Origin of the sequence: Nocardia macrotermitis (genome assembly GCF_009604405.1) — a bacterium.
GTDB classification, from domain to species: Bacteria; Actinomycetota; Actinomycetes; order Mycobacteriales; family Mycobacteriaceae; genus Nocardia; species Nocardia macrotermitis.
On record NZ_WEGK01000016.1, the window covers coordinates 110,697 to 127,130 of the forward strand.

The 16,434-nt window shown below is 65.4% G+C and carries 19 protein-coding genes and 1 tRNA gene; 16 read left to right on the forward strand and 4 right to left on the reverse strand.

The window, feature by feature from the left end; genetic code table 11:
- Nucleotides 1-14: 14 nt before the first annotated feature.
- The 5 genes from NRB20_RS30065 (at nucleotide 15) to NRB20_RS30085 (ending at nucleotide 6,760) form a co-directional block, all read left to right on the forward strand.
- The gene (locus NRB20_RS30065; RefSeq protein ID WP_153414784.1) at nucleotides 15-578 is read left to right on the forward strand and encodes a DUF721 family protein; all 564 of its coding nucleotides are present in this window, start codon (nucleotides 15-17) and stop codon (nucleotides 576-578) included.
- A gap of 389 nt (nucleotides 579-967) precedes the next feature.
- Nucleotides 968-3,013, forward strand: a complete 2,046-nt coding sequence (gene gyrB, locus NRB20_RS30070) for a DNA topoisomerase (ATP-hydrolyzing) subunit B (RefSeq protein WP_319945584.1) — start codon at nucleotides 968-970, stop codon at nucleotides 3,011-3,013.
- 48 nt (nucleotides 3,014-3,061) lie between these two features.
- Nucleotides 3,062-5,575 carry a DNA gyrase subunit A gene (gyrA, locus tag NRB20_RS30075; protein WP_153414785.1) on the forward strand — a complete coding sequence of 838 codons (2,514 nt, stop codon included), beginning with the start codon at nucleotides 3,062-3,064 and terminating at the stop codon, nucleotides 5,573-5,575.
- 44 nt (nucleotides 5,576-5,619) lie between these two features.
- Complete coding sequence (locus NRB20_RS30080) at nucleotides 5,620-6,543, forward strand: DUF3566 domain-containing protein (protein WP_153414786.1); 924 nt, start codon at nucleotides 5,620-5,622, stop codon at nucleotides 6,541-6,543.
- A 143-nt stretch (nucleotides 6,544-6,686) separates the two neighbouring features.
- Nucleotides 6,687-6,760: transfer RNA gene (locus NRB20_RS30085), tRNA-Ile, on the forward strand.
- 81 nt (nucleotides 6,761-6,841) lie between these two features.
- On the opposite strand, the gene NRB20_RS30090 is transcribed toward NRB20_RS30085, so the two are convergent.
- Entirely contained in the window at nucleotides 6,842-7,297 is a 456-nt protein-coding gene (locus NRB20_RS30090) for a carboxymuconolactone decarboxylase family protein (protein ID WP_153414787.1), read from the reverse strand.
- Between NRB20_RS30090 and NRB20_RS38560 the strand changes: the two genes are divergently transcribed.
- Together NRB20_RS38560 and NRB20_RS30100 are read left to right on the forward strand one after the other, a co-directional pair.
- Complete coding sequence (locus tag NRB20_RS38560; RefSeq protein WP_227834009.1) at nucleotides 7,296-7,580, forward strand: MarR family winged helix-turn-helix transcriptional regulator; 285 nt, start codon at nucleotides 7,296-7,298, stop codon at nucleotides 7,578-7,580. The genes NRB20_RS30090 and NRB20_RS38560 overlap by 2 nt on opposite strands.
- A gap of 51 nt (nucleotides 7,581-7,631) precedes the next feature.
- On the forward strand, nucleotides 7,632-8,348 hold the full coding sequence (locus NRB20_RS30100; RefSeq protein ID WP_319945585.1) for an enoyl-CoA hydratase/isomerase family protein: 717 nt from the start codon (nucleotides 7,632-7,634) through the stop codon (nucleotides 8,346-8,348).
- A gap of 56 nt (nucleotides 8,349-8,404) precedes the next feature.
- Here NRB20_RS30100 and NRB20_RS30105 read toward each other — a convergent pair whose 3' ends face one another.
- Nucleotides 8,405-9,220 (reverse strand): SAM-dependent methyltransferase, encoded by an 816-nt coding sequence (locus NRB20_RS30105; RefSeq protein ID WP_153414789.1) that lies wholly within the window; start codon nucleotides 9,218-9,220, stop codon nucleotides 8,405-8,407.
- Between the two features lie 100 nt (nucleotides 9,221-9,320).
- Nucleotides 9,321-9,791 (reverse strand): MarR family transcriptional regulator, encoded by a 471-nt coding sequence (locus NRB20_RS30110; RefSeq protein WP_153414790.1) that lies wholly within the window; start codon nucleotides 9,789-9,791, stop codon nucleotides 9,321-9,323.
- Here NRB20_RS30110 and NRB20_RS30115 point away from each other — a divergent pair.
- From NRB20_RS30115 to NRB20_RS30125, 3 genes are all read left to right on the forward strand, one after another.
- A complete protein-coding gene (locus tag NRB20_RS30115) occupies nucleotides 9,790-10,557 on the forward strand; it encodes an NmrA family NAD(P)-binding protein (RefSeq protein ID WP_194290055.1) in 768 nt (255 codons plus the stop codon). The genes NRB20_RS30110 and NRB20_RS30115 overlap by 2 nt on opposite strands.
- A 134-nt stretch (nucleotides 10,558-10,691) precedes the next feature.
- Nucleotides 10,692-11,156, forward strand: coding sequence for a hypothetical protein (locus NRB20_RS30120; RefSeq protein WP_153414792.1), 465 nt, complete (start codon nucleotides 10,692-10,694; stop codon nucleotides 11,154-11,156).
- A gap of 85 nt (nucleotides 11,157-11,241) precedes the next feature.
- Nucleotides 11,242-11,649: a helix-turn-helix domain-containing protein gene (locus NRB20_RS30125; protein WP_153414793.1), complete on the forward strand. Its 408-nt coding sequence runs from the start codon at nucleotides 11,242-11,244 to the stop codon at nucleotides 11,647-11,649.
- 80 nt (nucleotides 11,650-11,729) lie between these two features.
- Here the strand turns inward: NRB20_RS30125 and NRB20_RS30130 are convergent, their stop codons facing one another.
- Entirely contained in the window at nucleotides 11,730-12,818 is a 1,089-nt protein-coding gene (locus tag NRB20_RS30130) for a DUF1152 domain-containing protein (RefSeq protein ID WP_153414794.1), read from the reverse strand.
- Nucleotides 12,819-12,883: 65 nt separating this feature from the next.
- Between NRB20_RS30130 and NRB20_RS30135 the strand changes: the two genes are divergently transcribed.
- The 6 genes from NRB20_RS30135 (at nucleotide 12,884) to NRB20_RS30160 (ending at nucleotide 16,422) form a co-directional block, all read left to right on the forward strand.
- Nucleotides 12,884-13,627, forward strand: coding sequence for a GntR family transcriptional regulator (locus NRB20_RS30135; RefSeq protein ID WP_153414795.1), 744 nt, complete (start codon nucleotides 12,884-12,886; stop codon nucleotides 13,625-13,627).
- A gap of 201 nt (nucleotides 13,628-13,828) precedes the next feature.
- Nucleotides 13,829-14,119 (forward strand): hypothetical protein, encoded by a 291-nt coding sequence (locus tag NRB20_RS30140; RefSeq protein WP_153414796.1) that lies wholly within the window; start codon nucleotides 13,829-13,831, stop codon nucleotides 14,117-14,119.
- Entirely contained in the window at nucleotides 14,116-14,430 is a 315-nt protein-coding gene (locus tag NRB20_RS30145) for a hypothetical protein (RefSeq protein ID WP_153414797.1), read from the forward strand. The genes NRB20_RS30140 and NRB20_RS30145 overlap by 4 nt, the downstream gene beginning before the upstream one ends.
- On the forward strand, nucleotides 14,427-14,906 hold the full coding sequence (locus NRB20_RS30150) for a hypothetical protein (RefSeq protein WP_153414798.1): 480 nt from the start codon (nucleotides 14,427-14,429) through the stop codon (nucleotides 14,904-14,906). The genes NRB20_RS30145 and NRB20_RS30150 overlap by 4 nt, the downstream gene beginning before the upstream one ends.
- 78 nt (nucleotides 14,907-14,984) lie before the next feature.
- Nucleotides 14,985-15,215 carry a DUF397 domain-containing protein gene (locus tag NRB20_RS30155; RefSeq protein ID WP_153414799.1) on the forward strand — a complete coding sequence of 77 codons (231 nt, stop codon included), beginning with the start codon at nucleotides 14,985-14,987 and terminating at the stop codon, nucleotides 15,213-15,215.
- Nucleotides 15,216-15,531: 316 nt separating this feature from the next.
- The gene (locus NRB20_RS30160; RefSeq protein WP_194290056.1) at nucleotides 15,532-16,422 is read left to right on the forward strand and encodes a nucleoside hydrolase; all 891 of its coding nucleotides are present in this window, start codon (nucleotides 15,532-15,534) and stop codon (nucleotides 16,420-16,422) included.
- Nucleotides 16,423-16,434: the final 12 nt, after the last annotated feature.

Genomic DNA, 16,434 nt, shown 5'->3' on the forward strand with positions numbered 1-16,434 from the left:
CGAAGGACACCGCGATGGATTCCGGACCCGACGAGGCCGCCGCATCGTCCGGTGCTTCCGGCCCGGAGTTGCGCGGTGTCGATCTCGCCCGCCGCGCGCTCGAGGAGGCGCGGGCCGCGGCCAAGGCCAGCGGCAAGGCGGTCGGACAGGGCCGGGCCTCGCCGCGTAAGGGCGGCGTGCGGGCGCTGCGTCGCCGCGGCTGGTCCGGTGCACGCCCCGATGAACGCGATCCACAACTGCTCTCCGCGGTCGCCGGTGCGTTGGCCAAGAGTCGCGGCTGGAACGGAAAGGTCGCCGAGGGCATGGTCTTCGGCCGCTGGTCCACCGTGGTCGGCGAGGATATCGCGACCCACGCGACGCCGATCTCCCTCACCGACGGCGTGCTGAGCATCCAGGCCGAATCGACCGCCTGGGCCACCCAGCTGCGCATGTTGCAGGCTCAACTGCTGGCCAAGATCAATGCGGCCGTCGGCCAGGGCGTGGTCAAAACCCTCAAGATCAGCGGCCCGGCCGCACCCAGCTGGCGTAAGGGTGCGCGGCACGTGAAGGGCCTGGGTCCGCGCGATACCTACGGCTGATCCGTTTCACGTGGAACCTGCCGCGTCCGGTATCGGCGAGTGCCGCAACCGATCCCGAGCCGGTTCCACGCGCCGGATCCACACCGCAGTCGCACGGGCATCGGATCGGCCGCAGAGGCTTACGGGATATTCACACCTACAAGCCGACCCGGTGTAACTCGATTTATCGCACTCACGGAGCCGCCAGGGGTGTCATAGGTGCATCCTGTGCCGGGCGTACCAGTAGGATGGTGAGGTAACTAGCGGCGATACTCTCGGCATGTTCCGTGCCGCCGCGCGCTGGACCCGTAATTCTCGAGCGCTTCGTCATCTCGAGCAGAGACCGTCTGGGGTCCGACGTGTGTCGTGGCCGTGCCGAGGGATCAGCAAGTAAGGAGAGCTACCGAGCAGTGGCTGCCAACGACTCCCAAGCAAGCGGCTCGACCAACCCCAAGTCAGGTAAGCAGACCTACGGTGCCGACTCCATTACCGTCCTCGAGGGACTCGAAGCGGTACGCAAGCGCCCCGGTATGTACATCGGTTCCACCGGTGAGCGCGGTCTGCACCACCTGATCTGGGAGGTTGTCGACAACTCCGTCGATGAGGCGATGGCCGGTTACGCCACGCGCGTCGACGTCACTCTGCTCGCCGATGGCGGTGTCGAGGTCGTCGACGACGGCCGCGGTATTCCGACCAGCATGCACGCCCAGGGCATCCCCACCATCGAGGTGGTCATGACCCAGCTGCACGCGGGCGGCAAGTTCGACTCCGAGTCCTATGCGGTGTCCGGCGGTCTGCACGGCGTCGGCATCTCCGTGGTGAATGCGCTGTCCACGCGTTTGCAGGCGGAGATCGACTACGACGGATATCACTGGAGCCAGGAGTACAAGGACGCCAAGCCCGGCAAGCTGATCCAGGGCGAGTCGACCAAGCGCACCGGTACCACCATCCGCTTCTGGGCGGATCCCAATATCTTCGAGACCACGGTCTTCAACTTCGAGACCGTATCGCGTCGCCTGCAGGAGATGGCCTTCCTCAACAAGGGCCTGACCATCACGCTGACCGACGAGCGGGTGACCGATTCCGAGGTCACCGAGGAGGTCGTCAGCGAGACCGCCGAGACGCCCAAGCACGCCGAGGAATCCGCGCCGGTCGAGCACAAGGTCAAGACCCGGACCTACCACTACCCGGGCGGCCTCGAGGATTTCGTCAAGCACATCAACCGGACCAAGCAGCCGATCCACAACACGGTCGTCGCGTTCACCGGTAAGGGCACGGGCCACGAGCTCGAGGTCGCGATGCAGTGGAACTCGGGTTATTCCGAGTCCGTGCACACCTTCGCCAACACCATCAACACCCACGAGGGCGGTACGCACGAGGAGGGTTTCCGTGCGGCGCTGACCACGGTGGTGAACAAGTACGCCAAGGACAAGAAGCTCCTCAAGGAGAAGGACGGCAACCTCACCGGCGACGACATCCGCGAGGGCCTGGCCGCGATCGTCAGCGTGAAGGTCGGCGAACCGCAGTTCGAGGGCCAGACCAAGACCAAGCTGGGCAACACCGAGGTCAAGTCCTTCGTGCAGCGCACCTGCAACGAGCACCTGGCGCACTGGTTCGAGGCCAATCCGGCCGACGCGAAAACCATTGTGAACAAGGCGGTTTCCTCCGCGCAGGCCCGCGTCGCCGCGCGCAAGGCCCGCGAGCTGGTGCGGCGCAAGAGCGCGACCGATCTGGGCGGGCTGCCGGGCAAGCTGGCCGACTGCCGTTCCAAGGATCCGACGAAGTCCGAGATCTACATCGTGGAGGGTGACTCCGCCGGTGGGTCGGCCAAGTCCGGCCGCGATTCGATGTACCAGGCGATCCTGCCGTTGCGCGGCAAGATCATCAACGTCGAGAAGGCCCGCATCGACCGCGTGCTGAAGAACAACGAGGTGCAGTCGATCATCACCGCGTTCGGCACCGGCATCCACGACGAGTTCGACATCGCCAAGCTGCGGTATCACAAGATCGTGCTGATGGCCGACGCCGACGTCGACGGCCAGCACATCTCGACGCTGCTGCTGACGCTGCTGTTCCGCTTCATGCGCCCGCTGGTCGAGCACGGTCACGTCTACCTGGCGCAGCCGCCGCTGTACAAGCTCAAGTGGCAGCGTTCGGATCCGGAGTTCGCGTACTCCGACCGCGAGCGCGACGGCCTGCTCGAGGCCGGTCTGGCCGCGGGCAAGAAGATCAACAAGGACGACGGCGTCCAGCGCTACAAAGGTCTGGGCGAGATGAACGCCAAGGAGCTGTGGGAGACCACGATGGACCCGGCGGTGCGCGTGCTGCGCCTGGTCACCCTGGACGACGCCGCCGCTGCCGACGAGCTGTTCTCCATTCTGATGGGCGAGGACGTCGAGGCGCGTCGCAGCTTCATCACCCGCAATGCCAAGGACGTTCGCTTCCTCGACGTGTAGTCCGGTGCGAAAGACACTGCCGCACACCAGGATTACCAAGGAGACTTCATGACTGAGACGACACTGCCGCCCAGCGGTGGTGGCGACCGGATCGAACCGGTCGACATCCAGAACGAAATGCAGTCCAGCTACATCGATTACGCGATGAGTGTGATCGTCGGCCGTGCGCTGCCCGAGGTCCGCGACGGCCTCAAGCCGGTGCACCGCCGCGTGCTGTACGCGATGTACGACAACGGCTATCGCCCCGATCGCGGCTATGTGAAATCCGCGCGTCCGGTCGCCGAAACGATGGGTAACTACCACCCGCACGGCGACGCGTCGATCTACGACACCCTCGTGCGTATGGCGCAGCCCTGGTCGCTGCGGTATCCGCTGGTAGACGGCCAGGGCAACTTCGGTTCCCGCGGTAACGACGGCGCGGCCGCCATGCGGTACACCGAATGCCGCCTGACACCGCTGGCCATGGAGCTGCTGCGCGAAATCGACCACGAGACAGTCGATTTCACGCCGAACTACGACGGCCGTTCGCAGGAACCGGTGGTTCTCCCCAGCCGGGTACCGAACCTGTTGATGAACGGTTCGAACGGCATCGCGGTCGGAATGGCGACCAACATCCCGCCGCACAACCTGAACGAACTCGCCGAGGCGATCTACTGGGCGCTGGAGAACTACGACGCCGACGAGGAGGCCACCCTCGCCGCGTGCATGGAGCGGGTCAAGGGCCCGGACTTCCCGACGCACGGCCTGATCGTCGGCACCCAGGGCATCCACGACGCCTACACCACCGGGCGCGGTTCGATCCGCATGCGCGGTGTGGTGGAGATCGAGGAGGACAATCGCGGCCGCACCACGATCGTCATCACCGAGCTGCCGTACCAGGTCAACACGGACAACTTCATCAACGCGATCGCCGAGCAGGTCAAGGACGGCAAGATCGCGGGCATCTCCGACATCCACGACGAGTCCTCGGACCGCGCGGGCATGCGGATCGTGGTCACGGTCAAGCGTGACGCGGTGGCCAAGGTCGTGCTGAACAACCTCTACAAGCACACCCAGCTGCAGACGAGTTTCGGCGCGAACATGCTGTCCATCGTGGACGGGGTGCCGCGCACGCTGCGCCTGGATCAGATGATCCGGTTCTACGTCGATCACCAGTTGGACGTCATCGTCCGGCGCACCCGCTACCTGCTGCGCAAGGCCGAGGAACGCGCCCACATCCTGCGTGGTCTGGTCAAGGCGCTGGACGCGTTGGACGAGGTCATCGCCCTGATCCGGCGTTCGGCCAATACCGAAACCGCGCGCACCGGCCTGATGCAGCTGCTGGATATCGACGAGATCCAGGCCACGGCCATCCTCGATATGCAGCTGCGTCGTCTCTCGGCCCTGGAGCGGCAGAAGATCGTCGACGAGTTGGCCAAGATCGAGGCCGAGATCGCCGATCTGAAGGACATTCTCGCCAAGCCGGAGCGTCAGCGCGCCATCGTGCGCGACGAGCTCAAGGAGATCGTCGAGAAGTACGGCGACGACCGGCGCACCCGGATCATCTCCGCCGACGGCGACGTCGCCGACGAAGATCTGATCGCCCGCGAGGACGTCGTCGTCACGATCACCGAGACCGGTTACGCCAAGCGCACCAAGACCGATCTGTACCGCAGCCAGAAGCGCGGCGGCAAGGGTGTGCAGGGCGCGGGCCTCAAGCAGGACGACCTGGTCAAGCACTTCTTCGTCACTTCGACACACGATTGGCTGCTGTTCTTCACGAACCTGGGCCGGGTGTACCGGACCAAGGCGTACGAACTGCCCGAGGCCGCCCGCACCGCGCGCGGTCAGCACGTGGCGAATCTGCTGGCGTTCCAGCCGGAGGAGAAGATCGCCCAGGTCATCCAGATCAAGACCTACGAGGACGCGCCGTATCTGGTGCTGGCCACCCGCAACGGCCTGGTCAAGAAGTCCAAGCTGACCGATTTCGATTCCAACCGGACCGGCGGCATCGTCGCGGTGAATCTGCGCGACAGTGACGAATTGGTCGGCGCCGCACTGTGTTCGGCCGAGGACGATCTGCTGCTGGTGTCCGCGCACGGCCAGTCGATCCGGTTCCCGGCCAACGACGAGGTGCTGCGTCCGATGGGCCGCGCCACCTCCGGCGTGCAGGGCATGCGGTTCAACACCGACGATGAACTGTTGTCGCTCAACGTGGTTCGTGACGATACGTATCTGCTGGTCGCGACGTCGGGCGGCTACTCCAAGCGGACCGCGATCGAGGAGTACACCGCACAGGGCCGCGGCGGTAAAGGTGTGCTGACTATTCAGTACGACCAGCGACGTGGCAGTCTGGTGGGCGCGCTGATCGTCGACGATGAGGATGAGCTCTACGCGATCACCTCCGGTGGTGGGGTCATTCGGACCGCGGCGAAGCAGGTTCGCAAGGCGGGACGTCAGACCAAGGGCGTGCGATTGATGAATCTCGGTGAGGGAGATACCTTGCTTGCGATCGCTCGTAACGCAGACGAGCCCGACGAGGTTCCCGGCGAAGACGACACCAGTGGTTCCGAGAAGAAGTAGTTTTACCCGAGCAGCGGCGGCACAACGGATCTAAGGAATCCCCATTGACCACTCCGAACCAGCCGAACGACGAGCGGCCCCACGCCAACGGTGTGACCGAGCGGATAGCATCATCACCCATTCCGCCGCGTCCCATTCCGCGGCCGGCGTCCACTGACGGCGCGTCGGGCAGTACGCCCGAAAGTGCCGATCAGTCAGCCGATTTCGCGAGTCAGGAGGAGTCGGGCTCCGCGACCGAGGCCGGTTCCGGCTCCCGGTTCGAGGAGGGTTGGTCGCAGTTGCCGCAGCGGGAACCGCAGTCGAACCTGAACCGTCCGGGCCAGGCCCCGGTGAAGGGGCGGCCGCAGTCGGTCGGTCTGGGCGGTTCGGGTAACGCGCGGACCACCGCGGATCTGGCGGCGAAGGCCGCGCGTAAGGAGGCGGCGATGGTGAAGTCCGTCGGTATCGACGGGCCCACCCGCAGCATCGCTCGCCCCGAGTTGGTGAAGGACATGCCGGACCTGTCCGAGCTGCGTCATCCGCTGCCGCCCTCGGAGCACACCGCGGTGCAGCAGCCCGTATCGCCCGCTGTCCCGCAGGCCGTGGTCCAGGCCGCGGCTACGGGTCAGCCGTTGCGCGCGACCGTGCAGTTGCGGCACATCGATCCGTGGTCGACGTTGAAGGTCTCGCTGGTGATCAGCGTGGCGATGTTCTTCGTGTGGATGCTGGCGGTGGGCTTCCTGTACATCGTGCTGTCCGGCATGGGTGTCTGGGACCGGTTGAACAGCACGTTCACCGATATGGTGTCCGACAGCAACTCGAACTCCTCGGCCCTGATCGACGCCGGTACGGTCTTCGGCTACGCCGCGGTCATCGGCCTGATCAACGTCGTACTGATGACGGCCCTGTCCACGGTCGGCGTCTTCATCTACAACCAGTGCACCGACCTGGTCGGCGGCATCCAGGTCACCCTGGCCGACCCCGACTAGACCCGCACGCCCCACGGCCGGACCCGCATCCCGCAGGTCCGGCCGTTCTCGTCTCCACGCCCTCCCTACCAGCGGTTTTGGTTGTTCCTACCCTGTTCGGGTAATCTTTGCTCTCGGTTCGGGGCAACAACCCCAGCCCCTACGGGCCTATAGCTCAGGCGGTTAGAGCGCTTCGCTGATAACGAAGAGGTCGGAGGTTCAAGTCCTCCTAGGCCCACACTCATTCGGAACCCTCGATCGAATTCGGTCGGGGGTTTCGTCGTTTCGCGGGTTGTTCGGGGCGATCTCGTCGCGGTGTTCAGATCGCGCGGATCAGGCGGTTGGCGAAGGTGGACATGGTGTAGGTGCCGATGCCCAGAACTACTTCCAGGGCGTTGCGTTCGGTGTAGCCGTGGGCCAGGAAGGTGGTGAGGGTGTGGTCGTCGACGTTGCCGGTGGTGGCCAGGGCGGCGAGGGTGAAGGTGCGCAGGGCCTCTAGTCGGTTGTCGGGCAGGGGGTTTCGCGATCGCAGGGCGGTGATCAGGGTGGGGTCCGCGTGGAGTCGGCGGAGTCGGGCGGTGTGGACGCGGACGCAGACGTGGCAGTCGTTGTGGGTCGCGACGACCATGGTGACGACCTCGACCGATATCGGATCGAGGGTGCAGTTCTCGAAGCTGTGCGACATGGCCAGGAAGCCGTTCAGCAGTTCGGGGGAGGTGGCGAGTTTGGCGACGGCGTCGGGCAGTTCGCCGAACGCGGCGGCGGTCTGCCGCATGGCCGGGCGGGATTCCTCCGGGGCGGTCGATCGGCTCGTCGCGGCCGGGTACGCCGAACGGGCCGACGATCCCGCCGACGCGCGCCGCCGGATCGTCCGGTTGACGCCGCGCGGGCTCGACGCGCTGGCCCGCTCGGCCGCCATCTTCGATCGGATCCGCGGCGGTTGGAGTGCGGTGCTGGGGGAGGATCGGATGCGGGCGTTGGAGAACGATCTGCGTGCGGTCGCGGCGCCGACCGCGTTCCGGCTCGATGCGGCCGGGTGGATGGGTGGCACGAACTGATCTGCCCGGAAATCCCCGAAGCGGTTTCAGCAACCATGTAGCGTCACCGAGGTGCCATATCTGGAACACGAAGGAGACGTTGCAATCCTGCACTTCGGCGAGTCTCAGCACACTGCTGGCAGCGATCCGGAGAACAGATTCCATCCCGAATGGATCGCGCGGGTGCACACCCTGCTCGACGAGGTCGAGGCCCATGACGGACCGCGGGCGCTGGTGACGATCGGGGCGGGCAAGTACTACTCGACCGGGGCCGATCTGCGGTGGGTCGGCGCGCATCCCGACGAGGTCGACGAGTACCTCAGCGAAATCCAGCTGCTGTTCGCGCGGTTGCTCGTCGCACCGTTGCCGACGGTCGCCGCGCTCCAGGGGCATACTTTCGGGGCGGGTGCGTTCCTGGCCCTGGCGCACGATCGCGCGGTGATGCGGGTGGATCGCGGGTATTTCTGCCTGCCCGGGATCACCATCGGCGCCTCGTATGCGCCCGGCACCGTGGCGTTGGCCGCGGCCCGGTTGGCTCCGCGCGCGGCGCATGAGGCGCTGGTCAGCGGGCGTCGGTACGGCGGCGCGGAGGCGTTGACGCTGGGGCTGATCGACGAGACCGCCGCGGAACACGAAGTGCTTTCCGCCGCAGTCGAATACGCCAAGAACGTGGCGCACACTCGCGGGCCGGTGCTGGGGGAGATCAAGTACGGGCTGTACGAGGACGCCGTGACGCGGCTGCGGATGCCGGTGCGCGGTTACAACAACACGAGTGTCGCCTGCGGGTAGTCACCCGCGCGGGCGATCTCGGGTGTCGTCGACGGTAGTTCGAGGCTCGGACGAGGTCAGCGCTTGACCCCGACGCCACCGAGCCAGTCCAGATACCCGGCTTCCTGCGGCGTATCCGCATCCGGCCGCCACAGCGGAACCTGCACCACGCCCGGCTCCACCAGTTCGAATCCGTCGAACAGTGCGGTGATCTCGGCCGCCGACCGCGGTCGCCCCGGTGTGGTGGTCGAACGGGTGAGCTCGAGCAGTTCCTCGAGGCGTTCGGCGGACCAGCCCTCATTGGTGAAATGCGAGATCGCCAGCCGGCTGCCCGGGGTCAGAACCGCTCCCAGGCGGCCGAGCACGCCGTGCGGATCCATCTCGTCGCCGACCACGTGCAGGATCGAAAGTACCAGTACCGCAACAGGTTTCGTGAAGTCGATATGCTGCGTGACCTCGGGTGACCGCACCAGCGTGTCCAACTCACGGAAGTCGCCGCGGATCGCCGTCGCCCACGGGATATCGGCCAGGATCCGGCGTCCCATCAGGAAGGCGACCGGATCGTTGTCCACGTACACGACCTGCCCGTTCACCCCCAACTCGGTCAGGATCTCGTGGATATTGCCCGCGGTCGGAATACCGGACCCGATATCCAGGAACTGAGTGATCCCCGCCCGCACGCAGTATCCGACCACCCGCCGCAGAAAAGCGCGATTCGCCCACGTCGCCTGCGTGATCCCCGGCCACCGCCGCTCCAGATCATCCGCCCACTCCCGATCGACTGCGAAGTTGTGCGACCCACCCAGCAGATGATCGTAGATCCGCGCGATACTCGGCACCCGAGGATCGATGTCATCGTCCGCCCAATCGGGAAGCTGTGGCACAGTAGACATTTCGGCCTCGATTCCTACTCGTCACCACCGGACCGTGACGCTCTCCGACGCTACCGGACCGTCGTCGGATGCGCTACAGAGCGCGGCATCGTGGAGGGAGTCAACGGCTTACGCGGGCCTCAGAGGGGGCCGAGGCGGACGATGTGTCGCAGGGTTTCGCGGAGGATGTCCAGGGGTCCGTCGCCGAGGTGGGCTCGCCATTCGGCGTCGATATCGGCGAGGATGCGACGGCCCGCGGACTGCGCCGCGATGCCGCGCGGGGTGAGGCGGATCGTTTTGGCGCGGCGGTCCTGCTGGTCGGGGGCGCGTTCGCGTAGCCGAGCTGTTCGAGTTCGGTGACCAGGTCGCCGATGGCCTGTTTGGTGACCCCGGCGCGCGCGGACAGGTCGGTGACGCGGGCGCCGGACTCATCGATGAAGCGCAGTGCGTGACCGTGCCGGAAGGCGATGCCCGCGAAGCCATCCTGCGCCAGACGTCGATGCAGCGTCGTGAGCGTGATGCTCTTGACCTGATCCAGCAGCGCGGGGAACGGAATGTCGGCGGAGTCCGGTTTCCCGTCAGTGCTGGTCATGCCGCAGGCACCGGCCGCGCGGGAACTCGCCGCAGCCGGGGCGGAGGTCGTGCGGGGCGACTTCGCCGATCCCGACTCATTGATGCGGGCCGTGGACGGTGTGTACGGCGTGTTCTCGGTGCAGAGTTTCCACGAGGAGGGCACCGAGGTCGAGCGGCGCAACGGCCGGGCGATGGCCGCGGCCGCCGCGCGTGCCGGGGTGGAACATTTCGTCTACAGCTCGGTGGGCGGGGCCGATTGCGGAGTCGGAATCGGTTTCCACGACAGCAAATTCGATATCGAGCGGCACATCGTGGACCTCGGTCTGCGGTACACGATCTTCCGGCCGGTGTTCTCCATGCGGAACTGGGGCCAGGTGCGTGCGGATGTCCGGGCGGGGGTGCTGCCGTGGCCGTTGGCGCCGGATACGGTGCTGCAACAGCTCGCGTTCGAGGATCTGGCGGTGTTCGTCGGGAAGGCGTTCCGGGAACCTCGGCACTGGATCGGCCGGATCACCGAGTTGGCCGGCGACGAGTCGACCATGGCCGAGGTGGCGGACGTCTTCGGGAAAGTGCTCGGCCGACCGGTGCGCTACCAGCGGATCCCGCTCGACCGGTTCAGCGAAAATGTGCGTGCCGCAACGGGATCGCCGCTCGACGCGGATCATCTGCGCATGCTGCGCTGGTTCGACGAGGACGGGTTCCACGCCGATCTGCCCGCATTACGCGCGGAATATCCCGGCCTGACCTCGTTCGAACAATTTCTGCGGCGTTCCGGGTGGTTCTGAGCCATCCCGGAACGGGACCTCAGGCGAGATCGAGCCGGGAGCGCGGGGCGCGGGGTATCTTTCGGTCGATCGAACACTGGCTATCCATCGGAAAGAGGTCTGGCGAACATATGTTTCACAAAAGATTTCGCGCGGTGTTCACGAGCGGCGCACTGGCCCTGACCGCACTGGCCGCGGTAACCGCCACCGCCGGAGCCGCACCGATCGGCTACACCGATACCCCACTGCCGCAATCCTCCACGGCCGTACGCGGATTCGGTTGCGCCGGTGAGGTGTGGGGCAATGCGCGGGTATGGCACAACCTGCCGTCCGAACGCGGAAAAGTCACCTTCACGGTGTTGGGCAGCCTGAAATTCCTCGGCATTCAAGCGCCGTGGTGCGCGGTCACACCGACCGTGCACTGGCGCAATCTCACGACCGGCGCGACCGGATCCCAAACGGTGAATCTCACCGCCCCCGCCGAAATCCCCGATTTCTTCGGCATGCCCACCCCGAAACGCGGCGAATTCGCCGCCCACACCGGTCCCGGCCGAGTCGAGGTCGGAATCGATACCGATATGCCACATTCCCCGAGCGTCACAACGATTACGGTCGACTGAACCGCGAAACGGAAAAGCCCGTAGGTCGGTGAACCTACGGGCTTCTACACTGGTGGACCTTAGGGGACCTTACTACAACACGAAGATGCAGGTAGACGCGTTGGAAAACCTGCATCGGAAGCTTCCCGACCCATCCGCACCCGTTTCACCGCCTGTCGTTCGCCCTAAGCCAGGCCGCGCCCGCCAACTAGATCTCAATCAGGTTCAAGCACTCATCGCAGGATACAAGAGCGGCGAGACGGTCTACCAGTTGGGTACCCGGTATGGCATCGCGCGGCAGACGGTCAGCGAGATCTTGCATCGGCACGAGGTGCCGATGCGCCGTCGGGGGTTGTCCACCGAGCAGACCGATGACGCGATCCATCTGTACAACCTCGGCTGGTCCCTCGCTCGTGTCGGTCGACATCTGGGTGTTGATTCCACCACTGTGCTGGCCAAACTCCGCCAGCGCGGCGTTCCCACGCGCGATGCCCACGGGCGACCACGTGCATAGAGACGGCAGCATCGACATGAAGTCCGATACAAGGCCGGGAACATCGTCTCAAGATGGCTTGGCCAAGATCCGAGCAGCGCTCAGGGGTGCCTCACCTGGTACAGCGGCGGCCGGAAGTTGTGCGGGCGTTGTTCAGTGAGTAGTGAGCGCAGTGCGTCGGTAGCCTCCGGTGCAATCGCCGAGACCAGTTCGGCCACCCGCCGGACGGTGAGCGCGGTTACGCCTCGTTCGCGCGCGTCGACGGTGTACTCGTCGATCACGGCGAGCGTGTCTCGGCCGGGCATCCGGACCTTGGCACGGTCACCGGCCGCGCGCTGTCGCTCGATGTCGAGCTCGCTGCGACCAGCACGCCGGTCGCGTAGCAGCTGCTCAGCCTCGTCCAGGCTCGTTGTGTCCGCAAGCACTGCGGCTAGCGATGCGTCGACGAGTTCGTGCGCACCGACCTCGAACACGGCGGGCGACGCGTCGGTGAGCGCGACCGCGGCGTTGCGCTGACACTCGACCGTGCCACGCCACCCGGACGCCGCTGCGGCGAGCAACGCATTCGCCTCGCTCGGGTGCCACGCCCAGATATCTTCGAACGGCGCTGCCTCCTGCGGGGTGAGGTCGGGAAGTTGCTGGGCATTCAGCTTGTCGAGTCGTTCTGCGGCCTCGGCCGCAGGCAGCTCGCCGTCCATACCGATCCCAGCGACCACGACGCGAGTGTCGATCCCGGTGCGCACCGCCGCAGCAAGCGCGAGCGAATCGGCCAAAGGACTGCGCAGACTCACCTCGTGGCCCTCGGCGAGGATGTCGCCTCCGACGTCGACCACGATGATCCCGTCGGCATCGAATGCTGTTGCGGCACGGGCGATCAGCGCCGAAAGCCCGACCGCACCCTCATCGGCCTCAACGAGCAACAGCGGCTGCTCGATCGCCCCGGCGAGCCTCGGTAGCGTCGACTGCCCGATATGTAGTGTCGCGGTCGGCGGGATTTCCGCGACACCGCCGCGGTCGATCAGCCCGTCGAAGTCGCCACGGACACGCGGGCCAGGAGACGGGTCGATCATGAACCGATCCCAGGAATACGACATAATTGCCGCAATCCCCAGATCCGGACGGGCAGAGGCGAGCATGGCCGCTGAGACCGCGTCACCGCCGCCTCCTGCGGCAATAGCTATCGAGCGCATCAACGACTACCTGTTCCGTGATCCTATAGTGGCTACTGGCCTATGGTAGTTCAGGAGGTGTCCGGGTGTCCGAGATCAAAGAGGTACCCGCGAAGTACTTGCAGATTGCTGGTTTCCTACGCGATCAGATCATCCGCGGTGACCTTCAGCCCGGTGACGAAGTTCCTTCCGAGCGTCGTCTCGCCGAGTTGTACAGTGTCGCCCGACCAACCGCGAGTCGTGCCCTTGAGGTGCTGCGTCGCGAACGACTGGTCGAGGCCCGGCAGGGCGCGGGCACTTTCGTCCGTTCTGCGAATGCGGCACCGCGCGCACGCGAGCGACTCGAACGCGCCGTCGAGCTCGGCAGTATGTACAGCGACAGCGAGGACTGCACGTTTCCGTTCGTCGGCATCGTGGACGGCCCGGCGTACGTAACCGACGCGTTGAACCTGCCCGCTGGAAGTCGAGTCGTTCGTCGTCAGCGGATCATCAGCAATCCGACCGGGCCGGTCGAGTTTTCGACGAGTTGGTTTCCAGCTGCGCTCGCAGACCTGGCTCCGAAACTACTCGTCACCAGTCGCGTCGGCGGTGGCACGCTCGGCTACCTCGCCCGCTATACCGACATCCGGCCCACCTATGCGCGTGACCAGGTCTGTGCTCGTTTGGGAACCGCCGAGGAAGTTGCCGCGCTACACCTGCCGGAGAACTCGGCGGTGCTGGTGTACTGGCTTGTCGCGTGTGACAGCAACGACGTTCCGGTCGAATTCGACGAAGGCATCTATCCGCCGGAACGATTTGCCTTCCGTCAGGAATTCCCTGTAACTCTCTAGTCAGATCCGCAGGATTTTCAGGAAATTTTCCACAATCGGTCATGTGGACTATGCCACTTCATAATTAAGTGGCATAGTCCACATATGCCTTGGTTGCATCACAAGGTGGTTTGGACACATCCGACCAGCATCAGGAGGACGCCTCCGATGGAACACATCACTCCCTCATCCCGGCCCGCGATACGTTGCATACGGTCGGACTTGATCCCCACAGCGGACCGCGAACGCGTCGAGAACGAAATGGCCGAGCTCGGCGCACGCCTCGGCCGCGCGGTCGACGTCACCACTGTCGTCATCGATCCGAGCGTCGCGGGCCCGTGGGCTACCATCGCGGCGGCACTCGGTCGCACCCGGGCGACCGATCTGATCGTCCCGAATCTTGCGCATGTCGAGGGTATCGAGACACTCATTCGCGAACGCGCACAGCTGATCACGTTGACCGGCGAACGGATTTTGCAGCGCATCCATCTCCGTGCGGGAGCCTCGGAATGAGCACCGAGGCAACGGGCTGGGTGATCGCCGGTGCGCTCACGCTTTTCGTACTGACCATGATGACGGTGCTCTGGTTTCAGGGCGGCCTGATCGCGCGTGATGAACGACCACTACCGAGCGTGGTGGTCGGACCGCAGCGGCCGCTCGGGCGATGCGCCGCGCCGACAACGAGGCTCAGCATCGGCCAGGCGCACCGCGAGATGCAGTTGCACCGCGATCACCTCGCCGCGGACTGCCCGCGCAAAGCCGCGGCGTTCCGCGTGCTCGTCGAGGAACGGCGCGTGACACCGGACAGCGGCCGGACAACATGACCGACGCACATGTGTGCACCGCGATCATCGCCGTTCGGCCGTCTCTGTGCGGCGCAGGGCTCGAGTTCGCCGAACGGCAGTTGCTCCGCCGTGCTGACCGCCTCGGCTATGTGGTGCTCGCGGTTGTGGACACCGATGCGATCCGCGAGCTGTGGATGATGCTGACCAAATGGCACCCCGACGCGGTAATCACCCTGAGTGAGAACCACATTCACCACCTCGCCGACGTGACACGGCTCGTCGACGTCATCACCATGACCCCTGAGGCTGTCCATACCCGCGAGGGCTACGAGCGCCTGAACGTCGATGCCGAGCAGGTGCCGGGGCGTCCTCTGCCGAAGCGGATCCCTGGTGCGTCGGGCCTCGCCCCGCATCCGAGGGCGGAGCGCCCCCGTGCTGCGACCGCCGAAGACTGGGGCCGACTCCTCCCCGCCCTCCTCGGCGTGCTCCGCGGACGCGCCGATACCGCCAGATAGGCACTCACTGGACTACCGGGCCCGATCGGGCCCGGTGATCAATGACGGCTGGAGCCGTCCAACCGATAGGAGAAATGTATGCAAGCCTTCGCCCCCGACGCCTCGGAACTCCGCACGACGGTCGCGTTCCGCAAAGCCTTGGCCAGTACGCCGAGCGGCAACTGCGTGGAGGTAGGCGAGCTCCAGGACGGCACCATCGCGATCCGCCACTCCAGTGTCCCGAGCGGTCCGGCGCTGATCTTCACGCCGGGCGAATGGGATGCGTTCGAAGACGGTGTGCGCCGTGGCGAGTTCACGCGCTCGGCGTAGCCCACACATGCGAAAAGGCCCCTCAGCCATAAAGGCTGAGGGGCAAGCCAATCCGTAGGGACAGCGGCGGCGGTCTCGGCGGCGGCGTAAGTCAACGTGCTGGCTCACCGTCGAGGGCATGCGGCATCCCACAGTGTCTTACTGCTGGCGGTCGGGTCGATGGGGTGGGCGGTCCGGCACGAGGACCTCCTGCCTGTTGAGCATCTCGGATTCATTACCAGCACAACTTGTTTCGATCAGTCCCCGGTGGGGTCGGCGCGTTCTGGGGACACGGGGTGTTTGTTGTTCGTGAAGTATGAAAGATGAAGGGAAGCAAATGGATTCGGATCTTCAGCCGATGTATGTGATCTGTACGGATTGGGGCGATGATATCGATGACGCGATCTCGGTCGCGTTGGCCGCGCGCACGATCGATCGCTTCGTGGTGCTGACCGCCGACGAGTCCGGTGACCACCGTGCCCGTGGGGTGAGTGAACAGTTGCGGCGGCACGACCGCACTGATGTGCCGGTGATTCGTGGGCTCGAGATCGGTGGGGGCCGTGGTCGTCGCCGTTCGAGTATGGGTTTGGCTACTCGCCCGTGTGAGCACGACCCGGAGATGATCGAGGCCCTTACGGATCTGGCGTTGTCCAGTAGTGAGCTGCGATGGGTCGGTCAGGGCCCGCTGTCGAATGTCGCGGCTTTTGCGCAGGCTCGACCTGATCTGGCTGGGCGTATTCGCTTGACGCAGATGGGGTTCTGGTTGGACAGGTATCGCGATACCAGCCGTGCCAGCCACAATCCTCGGATGGATCCTCGGGCGGCCGGGGCTGCGGTGCGGCTGCTGGACACGCCTCGGCTTGTCCTGTCCGATCACACCGAGGCGGCGGCTATTCGTATCACTCGTGAGCACGACTTGATGCGCAGGCTCGCGGCCCCGGACGCCCCGGGCTGGGCGCGGTTGTTGGTTGACGGGTTCGAGGAGTGGGCCGCGTACAGATCCACCGCGGCGGACCAGAGCAGCGGTGTCGGGAGTTGGTTGCACGACCCGCTCACCTTGTCCGCTGGGTTGGACTTGGGGTTCGTGCGGTTCGTCGGCGAGCGGATCCGGGTGGAAGCGGACGCGCGGGCCTATCGAGATCCTGAGGGGATCGAGGTCGAGGTGTCCACCGGGGCCGATCACGAGGCATTCATGGATTGGGTGATGAAAATCCTCCTCGAGGACTGAGGAAACACCGTT